This is a genomic window from Microcoleus sp. S28C3 (genome assembly GCF_036700785.1).
Taxonomy (GTDB): Bacteria; Cyanobacteriota; Cyanobacteriia; order Cyanobacteriales; family Microcoleaceae; genus Microcoleus; species Microcoleus asticus.
Map to the genome: position 1 here is coordinate 1 of NZ_JAUBPO010000088.1, position 9,821 is coordinate 9,821.

The window sequence follows — 9,821 nt, forward strand, 5'->3', positions numbered from 1 at the left end:
CTTCCTTCTTCCTTCTTCCTTCTTCCTTCTTCCTTCTTCCTTCTTCCTTCTTCCTTCTTCCTTCTTCCTTCTTCCTTTTTCCTTCTTCTATAACTAACGGCTATGAATACCACAATTCAACAGCAAATTAAACCTCAAGACGTAAAAGTCAAAATCCTGCTTACTGGCGGACATCAGTGCACCGTCACCCTCAAATCCGACACACCTTTATTACACAGCCTTGTCAAAACATTAGTCGATCGCACTCAACAAACACCCGGTTTTTCCACCTTATTTCAAATCCCCATAGACGGAGGTCGTTCCGCCCTTTCTTTTCCCGGCGAAAATCTAGTCGGATTAGTCACCGAACCCCCAATTTACTTGCAGCAACTGCAACCGCAGCAGCCTGCAATTCCCGTAGAAATTCCCGCCGCAGAAATTCCCGTCCCTGCGCCACCTGTAAATGATGACTTAATATCTCGCTACGCCCAAATTGACAACTTTTTGACATCCGCAGAAAAGAACAAACTCATCAAATATGTTTTAGCAAAAGAGTCAGAATTTGTGAGTACCAGCACCTCAACTAATGCCGAAGATTATCGGCGTTCGATGGTACTCCACTCGTTCCCCGAATTTTCGGAACTGATGGTTAATCGCATCAAAGCAATTCTCCCCGACGTGCTGCGCAAATTAAATATTCTCTCATTTCCGCTTGGTGAAATAGAAGCTCAGTTAACCATGCACAACGACAACAACTTTTACAAACTTCACAACGACAGTGGCTCTCCAGATACCGCAACCAGATTTTTTACTTACGTTTACTATTTCAATCGAGAACCCAAAGCTTTTTCTGGAGGTGAATTGCTGATTTATGACAGCAAAATTGAGAACAATTTCTATGTTGCAGACGAGACATTCAGAACCGTTGAGCCTCGTAATAACAGCATCGTATTTTTTCTTAGTCGGTATATGCACGAAGTTTTGCGAGTTAGCTGTCCCTCGAAAGCTTTTGCTGATAGTCGCTTTACTATTAACGGCTGGGTGCGCAAAGCAAATTGAGGTAAGACGAAATTAGGGTTAATTCTCCTCGAAAAATAGGCGGTTGAAACCGCTACTATACAAACAAATTCAGCCCGCGCGGACTCAAGATTAAAGGGGGTAAATTAACTCAATAAACCCCTCGGGGCGGGTTTGTCAATAGCCTAAAAAAGTACAGATAGATGAAATAAACCCGCCCCAAACCCGCGATATCACTCCTGTGCTCCAGCACTTTTGAGCAATTTCACCACGCTGGAATAACGTTTGAACTCAGCCAGCATTAAAGCTGTATAATTTCCCGGATTTTTATGGTTTAGTTCTGCACCAGCAGCAATTAAAATTTTTACTGCCTCAGCATAACCCCGATGTGCGGCCCACATTAAAGCTGTTGCGCCCGAATCATCCAGCAAGTTGACATCTGCACCTTTTTCGACTAATAGTTGGACGATCGCAATATAACCGCGATCGCACGCCTTCATTAAAGCCGTTTTCCCCAAATCCGCCGGGACATTGGGATCTGCACCGCCGTCAAGCAAAGCCTTCACCGTCTCGGTATGTCCGTGAAACGCAGCCAGCGTCAAAGCAGTCTCCCCAAAGTTTTTAGCATTCAGAAACTCATCCGGATTTGAGTTTACTTTTTGCAGCAAAGCCGATACGATCGCACTATGGCCGTGAACAGCCGCCACCAGTAAAGGCGTATCGCCCAACCGATTTCTAGAACCGACACTAGCACCTCGGTTTAAGAGCAATTCCACGACATCTTCGCAGCCTTCAACCACGGCAAAATTCAAAGCAGTTTCATCATCTTTATCCTTAGCGTTGATATCGGCGCCAGCATCGAGTAAGATATGGGCGATCGGCAAATTTCCTCCAGCAGCAGCGGCCATCAAAGCCGTACCCCCATCTCCATTTTTCACATTCGCATTAGCACCCGCACCAAGCAAAGTTTGCACAACATCAGTATTGCCGGAATCCGCAGCCAAAGTTAAAGCAGTTTCGCCCTCTTTGTCGCGAATTTCGACATCAGCACCAGCAGCCAACAGCGCCTCGACAACAGCCAAATTTCCCGCTGTCGCAGCCAGCATCAAAGCAGTTTTGCTCTCTAGATTTTTAACATTAGCATCCGCCCCACAATTGAGCAAAATTCCCACAATTTCTGCGCTACCTTGACGGACACCTAAAAACAGCATAGAATTGTCAGCAACCGCACTCGCATCCACCAAAGCTTTAACAACAGCTAGATGACCGGATAAAGCAGCTATTTTTAGAGCCGAATCTCCATCTTTATCTCGGACATTTACATCAGCATTAGCATCAAGTAAAAGTCGCACAACATTGATATCACCTTTCAGAGAAGCCGCCATCAAAGCTGTACTTCCATCATCATTTTTAGCATTAACATCAGCACCCCCAGCTAACAACAGCCGTGCAGAATCAGGCTGTTTGTGAGCCGCCGCCAGCATCAAAGCCGTCAGCCCAAAACGCCTGCTCGCTTGATTGACATTAGCGCCATTGTTTAGTAAAATACGCACGATTTCCGTATAGCCCTTTTGGGTCGCAAACATCAAAGCCGTCGTCCCCTCAGAGTCTTTGGCATTAGCGTCAACTCCCTTAGCGAGTAAAGCTTGGACGTGAATAATGTTGCCGGTCTTGGCGGCTTGAATCAATACAGCGTCTTGTTTAGTGGCAGGCATAATAGTGTCTCATCCCGTATATTTTTACCGTCGCATGAGACGGCCTGACTGGTATGCTAAGTTTTATGAAGTATGTTTGCTAATCCTCAGAACACTATGAATCTCGAAATTCCTCAGTCAGTTAAAGTTTGGAGCCAATTCTTCCACCCAGTGTTAATGTGGGTACTGCTGGCCATCTCATTGTATGCTTTGTATCTCGGCCTTCAAATCCGACGTACCAGAAGCGCGGAAGGCGAAGTCAAAAAAGAGTTAATTAAGGGCAAATTCAACGTCAAGCACCACCAAATGGGTTCTTTGCTGCTAGCGTTGATGGTAACGGGGGCGATCGGCGGTATGGCTGTCACCTACATCAACAACGGCAAACTATTTGTCGGCTCCCACTTGCTAGCAGGATTGGGAATGACGGCAATAATTGCGATCGCAGCCTCGCTGACTCCTTTGATGCAAAAAGGCAATGATTTGGCTAGAAACACTCACATCTTTCTGAATATTGTGCTCTTGGGGCTGTTTGGCTGGCAAGCAGTAACAGGCGTGGAAATCGTGCAGAGAATTATCAGCAAAATGTGATAATTTGAGTAAGAAGTACAGATATTGGGTAGGGACACGGCACTGCCGTGTCCCTACATTTTTACGATCGAAAGGGTGTTATAATTTACGTATAAGTAAGCCAATTAGTCTTAATTCAACTTCTCTTAGCAAAGACAAGAAAACTAATATGCCTTCTTTAAAAATACATCGCCAATATCAATCCGGCATCGAAAAAATTATAGCCTTGGACAGCTCAGTGTTTGAGGCTATTTTGAGTGCGTTGAGAAAAACAGTCCCTGCGTTGCCTATTGATGATTTAGTCAGAAACGTAGAGTCAGAGGTAGAAAACACGAACCATGATGATTTAGTCAATATACTAGAGAGTATTATTGCTATATACGCTTTAAAGAAAACTTATGCTTGGACGGTGGAAGAACTAGCAGATGAGCTTATTGCCGCTGTTGATGAATTTGAAGAACTCTCTAACTTATCAACAGAAGAAAAACAGCGACTTTATGAAAAAAAGCTTAATAGCTTGTTGATGCCGAATAGCTTTTTAGAATCGGCATCAAAAGCCAAAGATTTTTTCAAAGTATATTTGTTGCCTTCAGGAATTCCTGCTGATGACTTCCCGATTAAAAGCAAGGTAGAACTCGAAGCAGAGTTTAAGAAGTTCGCCGAAGAATGGCGTGTCGAGACGGGGATGCTATCATTAGTTACACAGAAATCAATGCACCAGGCTTATCAGAGAATTATCGGCATGGGACAGCCAGTTATCCCCTTGATTTTGCGTGACCTAGAACAAAAGCCAGACCATTGGTTTTGGGCGTTGAGGGCAATTACTGGTGACAATCCGGTAAAACCCGAACAGCGCGGCCGGATGAAGCAAATGGCCCAAGCGTGGATACAATGGGGAAAAGAACACGGTTATGAGTGGTAAGCTAGAGTACCGAAAAATATTGAGATTTCCTAACTTAGAGCTTACTGAATATCAAGTAACAAGTCAAGAAACAGTAGATTATAATTGCTTTGCTTTTGCTGCTGGAGAAGAGGAATGCAGATGGGACCCGGTAGACCCTGATGGGTACTGGCCGGATGGTCTTTCAAGAGAGTTAACGCTGGAAGCTTTTATCCAAGCTTATCAAACTATTGGATATGAACCTTGCGAGAATCGTGACCTTGAACCGGGGTTTCAAAAAATAGCAATATACACCTATAACGGCCAGCCACAGCACGCAGCCAGACAAGAAGAGGATGGTAAGTGGAAAAGCAAGCTAGGGGATTGGGAAGATATCGAACATGAATTAGAAGGGTTAGAAAATCCTAACTATTATGGGGTGGTTCAACAAATATTAAAGCGAGCGACAATCCCGCTCAATATTTCTTAGACGGCAATTCAACTTTTGAAGAGTACAGTCCGGAACGCACACACTCTATTTGTTAGCCTTAGCTATTTTTTATCTGTTTTAATAGCCAAGCTTCCCTTTGGATGATATAATAGACTAAAGTTAAATTTGGCGAACAAATTATAAGATTAATTAGGGATTTTTTTAAAATCGAAAGAAGGAAAGCCATGCTAGAAAACCTGATCAAATACTTTGTCTACGCAACAAAAGGCTATATTACAAAAACGCAGTTAATCAAGTTTTTGTATTTGGCAGATCTTTATGCGGTCAAATGGACAGACAAGCAGCTTACTGATTTAGATTGGCGTTATTATTACTATGGGCCTTGGAATGAAGGCATAGAGGCTGTTTTAAATCAAATGAATGGCAAAGAGATTGTTCAAGAATCTCAGGGAGAAAGTATATTCATCAGACTTGGTGAGGGAGCTGGTAATGTGGATGATTTAAAGTTACCTTTAGGTCTGAAGCTCATGCTTGACAACATCAGGAGAGAATGGGCGGGTGCAGGAGAGGATAAACTGAATCAGTTACTAGAATATGTCTATAGCACTGCTCCCATGCTTGAGGTTAAATATAGCCACGAACCAGAGGAACAGGTGAGACTTAATCTCTACAAAGAAAGAGAAAAGTTAATGAGTGAATTGGGGTGAGCGAGTGGCTGGACAAAAACCGCGTCAAGGTTGGATTTATTTTATCAATCCCTATAGAGTATCTCTTCGTTGCAAACTCGGTCATCATCATATTTATGAGATAAATGAACCAGGGGAGATTGAGTGCAAGACAATTTCTTGCACTCAGGTGATTAATTCGAGTCGGGTTTTTCGGGGAGAGCATCCTTATATCGTTTGGACAAGTGACCAATTTCAAGAGGACTCTAAATACATCCAAACTTTGACGCTGATTCCGTTGACTTCACAAGAAACCTATAAAGGTTTGCCAACTGTATATCCAATTAATTCTACAAGCACAAATGGTCTTTCTTATAATTCCTTCGCTCTAGTGCATCAGATATGTACTGTTGATGCTAACTGTTTTAAAGATTCGCAAGGGGATTGGCTTAAGCGAGTTGGACAACTGGATAAAGCAGATAAGGAAGCTATAGAGGAACGTTTAAAGTATTTTTTAAATCTTGGGGATAATCTGGGTGAAGATTGGTTTATTAAAAATGCGTCTATAGAACTTTTGCAGAAAGTGTTTAATTCTCTAGCGGATGAAACCACAAAAAGTATGGCTATAGAAAAACTGATCGACGATTTGCGATCGTAGTCAATGAGTAGTAATTGATGGTAGAGGTCAAGAAGGTTTTTGCAGTGGACTTGAACACTCTCGCTATATCCTGTTAACCTTCTCGATCGCCCAAACGGCATCTTAGCCACATCTAACAAAAATTAAAAAAGGCGGCACCCAGATTTGAACTGGGGGTGGAGGTTTTGCAGACCTCTGCCTTACCACTTGGCTATGCCGCCGTCACGTCTGAAATTTGACGTTTTCTTATAGTACACCAAATCTCGAAAATTTTAACATCCCTGTCAAAAATTTCGTGAAGCGCAGCTATCCCGATCGCGCGTGGGTTCCCGAAGGGTAGGGAATCGCCCTTTTTTCCCATATCCCCAAAACCCTTGTGGGAAGGTACTCTAGAACTATAGCAACGACCCGCAACACCAGCCATGACACCAGTTTCTCCCCTACTCGTCGCCCAAATCACCGACACTCACTTGTTTGCAGAGTTTGATCGAGAATGGAAAGGCCTCTCAACAGCCCGCACCCTCCAAGCAGTTCTCGATCGCTTGCAACAGATACAGTCGCCGCCCGACTTACTCCTACTCACAGGCGACTTGTCCCAAGACGAAACACCAGAATCCTACCAGCGCCTAGTCTCCCTCATCGCCCCCCTCGGAATACCCGCCTACTGGATACCTGGGAACCACGACAACATCCCAGTCATGGCAGAAATCTTAAATCAGTCGCCTCTTTCCCCAGAAAAATCATGGATGCTAGGAAACTGGCAATTTCTATTACTTTCGAGTGTGGAAGCGGGATGCGACGGCGGGCGGCTTTCCCCAGAAAGCTTGCATTGGCTCGACTCTCAACTGCAACAAACGGGCGATCGACCTGTTATCATTGCCTTGCACCATCATCCTTTGCCGATCGACTCTGAAATAATGGATGGAATGATGCTGCACAATGCCGATGAATTTTTAGCAATTGTCGATCGATATCCTCAAATCAAAATCGTTCTTTGTGGCCACATTCACCAAGAATTTCAACAACAGCGGGGCTCAGTTACCTACTTGGGGACACCCAGCACCTGCATCCAACTTTTACCGAAAAGTCATCCGATTATCCTTGACCAAATCCCCCCGGGATTTAGATTGCTTGAATTGGCGATCGACGGTACTTGGAACACCAGAGTTGAGCGAGTTGCTGCACAATTGCCACCAGATTAATATTTTGCTGTCTGGATAAAGTAATTAAATTAATATCAAATTTACATTTTGTTGTCAATACATCAAGAGATAGATTTTTTTTAGCAGCCCCATCTTTTATGATATTTATTAACCATAGATTGCAGACATACGTAAACTAGCGAGCTACGAACACAAATGTCGATCGCAATTTGACAAAATAGGAAAAACTAAATTTATGTCTGAACTAAATGGCGTGATGATGCAGTATTTCCACTGGTACAGCCCCGACGACGGCAGCCTGTGGAATCAGCTAGCGAAATCTGCAAAAGATTTAGCCAAAAAAGGCGTTACATCCCTGTGGTTGCCGCCAGCCTATAAAGGAACCGGCGGCGGTATGGATGTAGGTTACGGCGTCTACGACTTATTCGATTTAGGCGAGTTCGACCAAAAAGGGTCGGTACGCACAAAATACGGCACAAAAGATGAGTATTTGGCCGCCATTAAAGCTGCACAAGATGCTGGAATTCGGATTTATGCCGATGTTGTTTTCAACCACAAATTAGGTGCCGATGCAGAAGAAGAATCCGAAGCTACACCCTTCAATCCCGACAACCGGAATGACACTGTAGGCGAATATCAAAAAATCAAAGCTTGGACGCATTTTACCTTCCCCGGACGCGACAAAAAATATTCCAGCATGGAGTGGCATTGGTGGCATTTTGACGCCATTGATTACAACGTTTACGACACAGAAACCCATGCCGTTTACCTGCTCAAAGGTAAAGAATTCGATCGAGGAGTAGACTTAGAAAAAGGCAATTTTGACTACCTCATGGGTTGCGATTTAGATATGGACAACCCAGAAGTCACCGGGGAATTAAAATACTGGGGTGAGTGGTATGTCGATACAACAAACGTTGACGGCTTTCGCTTCGATGCCGTCAAACACGTTAAAGCAGAATTTTTCCAAGAATGGTTGGAACACGTCCGCCACTATGCCCAACGCGACCTATTTGCCGTAGGCGAATATTGGTCTTACGAAGTGGAAGCTTTGCACAGCTTCATCCAAGCAACCGACGGTAAAGTCACCTTATTTGACGCACCCCTCCACTACAACTTCCACGCTGCTAGCAAGGCCGGCAATAGCTACGACTTGCGAACAATTTTTGATAACACCCTCGTCCAACAGCAACCAGCCCTCGCCGTTACCTTGGTTGACAACCATGATTCTCAACCATTACAATCCCTAGAATCTGTTGTCGAGGCTTGGTTTAAACCTCTTGCCTACGCTTTAATCTTGCTGCGAAGCGAAGGATATCCGTGCATTTTTTACCCGGACTATTACGGCGATAACTATAAGGATACAGCAAACGATGGCAACGAATACGAGATTTGGTTAGACAAACATCAGTTTCTTCTCGATAAATTCTTGTTAGCGCGCCAAACTTATTCCTACGGCAATCAGTACGATTACTTCGACCACGCCAATACCATTGGCTGGACGCGACTCGGAACTGAAGAACATCCGGGCGGCATGGCTGTGGTACTCAGTAACGGAGACGAGGGCACCAAGTTTATGGAAGTCGGACAACCGAATCGAACTTATATTGACATCACCGAACACATCAAAGAACCAATCACAACTAATGACGATGGTTGGGGTGATTTTCGGTGTAACGCCGGTTCTGTTTCGGTCTGGGTGCCGCAGCAGTAAGGACTGCGTTAAAATTGACGTACTCCTCTGCCTAAAGTAGGGTGCGCAGTGCGCACCTTACCGCTATAATAAGTACCTTAAACCACTTTTTACTTTCATAATTTTGATCGCGGAAACTTGTGTGTAGTGAGGAGTAAATTCCTCTATCTAGTATTATTTTTATGCTCTGCGATCGCCCAAAAAAATATTTATCTAAAAAAATATGAAACTTTCAGAAAAAGTTGCAGTAATTACCGGCGGTGGGTCGGGAATTGGTCATGCAGCAGCAATTTTAATGGCCAAGGAAGGCGCAAAAGTTGCTATTATCGATCACATTTTGGAAACGGGGCAAGAAACCGTCCGCCAGTTGGTCAATGAAGGAGGCTGCGGGCTGGCTATTGCCGCAGATGTTGGGGATTCTCAGCAAATGCAACAGGCATTTCAAACAATTTTTGACGAATATCAAAGAATTGATATTGTCTTTGCAAATGCGGGTATTAACGGTGTATGGTCGCCGATAGAGGAGATAGAACCCGAGGAGTGGGATCGGACAATTAACACCAACCTCAGAGGAACATTTTTGACTGTTAAGTATGCTGTTCCTCATCTGAAAAAACAAGGAGGTTCGATTGTCATTACATCATCAATTAATGGCACCAGAAGTTTCAGGAAAGTTGGCGCCACCGCCTACGCTTGTAGTAAAGCAGCCCAAGTAGCCTTTGCAAAAATGCTAGCGCTAGAACTTGCTCCCAGCCAAATCAGAGTCAATGTTATCTGTCCGGGTGGGGTGCTGACTGCGATTGAGGAAAGTACCACTAAGCGAAATCTCGATCGCATTCCAGTCGCGCCTGATTCCATTCAAGACATGATTCCTTTGACTGATAATACCGCCGGTTCTAGCGAAGAAATCGCCCAATTAGTGTTCTTTCTGGTATCAGATGCCTCCAGCTTTACCACAGGTACTGAAGTCTGGATTGATGGAGGTGGTTCTTTGATTTAAAATCTCTATAGCAGCAATTTAAAACATCTTGTTACCAATTAGCCATTACCAATAATTAATGATTGATAATCAAGC

Annotated in this window: 10 protein-coding genes and 1 tRNA gene; 9 read left to right on the forward strand and 2 right to left on the reverse strand. The window is 44.0% G+C overall.

Annotation, left to right across the window (positions count from 1 at the left end; all coding sequences use genetic code 11):
• Window positions 1-102 precede the first annotated feature (102 nt).
• Complete coding sequence (locus QUA13_RS23255) at window positions 103-1,038, forward strand: 2OG-Fe(II) oxygenase (RefSeq protein WP_333202308.1); 936 nt, start codon at window positions 103-105, stop codon at window positions 1,036-1,038.
• Window positions 1,039-1,229: 191 nt separating this feature from the next.
• On the opposite strand, the gene QUA13_RS23260 is transcribed toward QUA13_RS23255, so the two are convergent.
• Entirely contained in the window at window positions 1,230-2,711 is a 1,482-nt protein-coding gene (locus QUA13_RS23260) for an ankyrin repeat domain-containing protein (RefSeq protein ID WP_333202310.1), read from the reverse strand.
• A 96-nt stretch (window positions 2,712-2,807) separates the two neighbouring features.
• Here QUA13_RS23260 and QUA13_RS23265 point away from each other — a divergent pair, with 96 nt between their 5' ends.
• The 5 genes from QUA13_RS23265 to QUA13_RS23285 all read left to right on the forward strand — a co-directional run bounded on the left by QUA13_RS23265 (window position 2,808) and on the right by QUA13_RS23285 (window position 5,911).
• Window positions 2,808-3,278 carry a DUF4079 domain-containing protein gene (locus QUA13_RS23265; protein WP_333202312.1) on the forward strand — a complete coding sequence of 157 codons (471 nt, stop codon included), beginning with the start codon at window positions 2,808-2,810 and terminating at the stop codon, window positions 3,276-3,278.
• A gap of 148 nt (window positions 3,279-3,426) precedes the next feature.
• Window positions 3,427-4,179 (forward strand): hypothetical protein, encoded by a 753-nt coding sequence (locus tag QUA13_RS23270; RefSeq protein WP_333202314.1) that lies wholly within the window; start codon window positions 3,427-3,429, stop codon window positions 4,177-4,179.
• Window positions 4,169-4,627, forward strand: a complete 459-nt coding sequence (locus tag QUA13_RS23275; RefSeq protein WP_333202315.1) for a DUF7689 domain-containing protein — start codon at window positions 4,169-4,171, stop codon at window positions 4,625-4,627. Before QUA13_RS23270 ends, QUA13_RS23275 begins: the two co-directional genes overlap by 11 nt.
• A 185-nt stretch (window positions 4,628-4,812) precedes the next feature.
• A complete protein-coding gene (locus QUA13_RS23280; protein ID WP_333194170.1) occupies window positions 4,813-5,295 on the forward strand; it encodes a type II toxin-antitoxin system antitoxin SocA domain-containing protein in 483 nt (160 codons plus the stop codon).
• Window positions 5,282-5,911 carry a type II toxin-antitoxin system PemK/MazF family toxin gene (locus QUA13_RS23285; RefSeq protein WP_333202317.1) on the forward strand — a complete coding sequence of 210 codons (630 nt, stop codon included), beginning with the start codon at window positions 5,282-5,284 and terminating at the stop codon, window positions 5,909-5,911. The genes QUA13_RS23280 and QUA13_RS23285 overlap by 14 nt, the downstream gene beginning before the upstream one ends.
• A 129-nt stretch (window positions 5,912-6,040) precedes the next feature.
• On the opposite strand, the gene QUA13_RS23290 is transcribed toward QUA13_RS23285, so the two are convergent.
• A tRNA-Cys gene (locus QUA13_RS23290) sits at window positions 6,041-6,111 on the reverse strand.
• A gap of 201 nt (window positions 6,112-6,312) precedes the next feature.
• Between QUA13_RS23290 and cpdA the strand changes: the two genes are divergently transcribed.
• The 3 genes from cpdA to QUA13_RS23305 all read left to right on the forward strand — a co-directional run bounded on the left by cpdA (window position 6,313) and on the right by QUA13_RS23305 (window position 9,746).
• Window positions 6,313-7,092 (forward strand): 3',5'-cyclic-AMP phosphodiesterase, encoded by a 780-nt coding sequence (cpdA, locus tag QUA13_RS23295; protein ID WP_333202319.1) that lies wholly within the window; start codon window positions 6,313-6,315, stop codon window positions 7,090-7,092.
• 196 nt (window positions 7,093-7,288) lie between these two features.
• A complete protein-coding gene (locus QUA13_RS23300) occupies window positions 7,289-8,767 on the forward strand; it encodes an alpha-amylase (RefSeq protein ID WP_333202321.1) in 1,479 nt (492 codons plus the stop codon).
• A 202-nt stretch (window positions 8,768-8,969) separates the two neighbouring features.
• Window positions 8,970-9,746: an SDR family NAD(P)-dependent oxidoreductase gene (locus QUA13_RS23305; RefSeq protein WP_333202323.1), complete on the forward strand. Its 777-nt coding sequence runs from the start codon at window positions 8,970-8,972 to the stop codon at window positions 9,744-9,746.
• The last annotated feature ends 75 nt before the right edge of the window (window positions 9,747-9,821 follow it).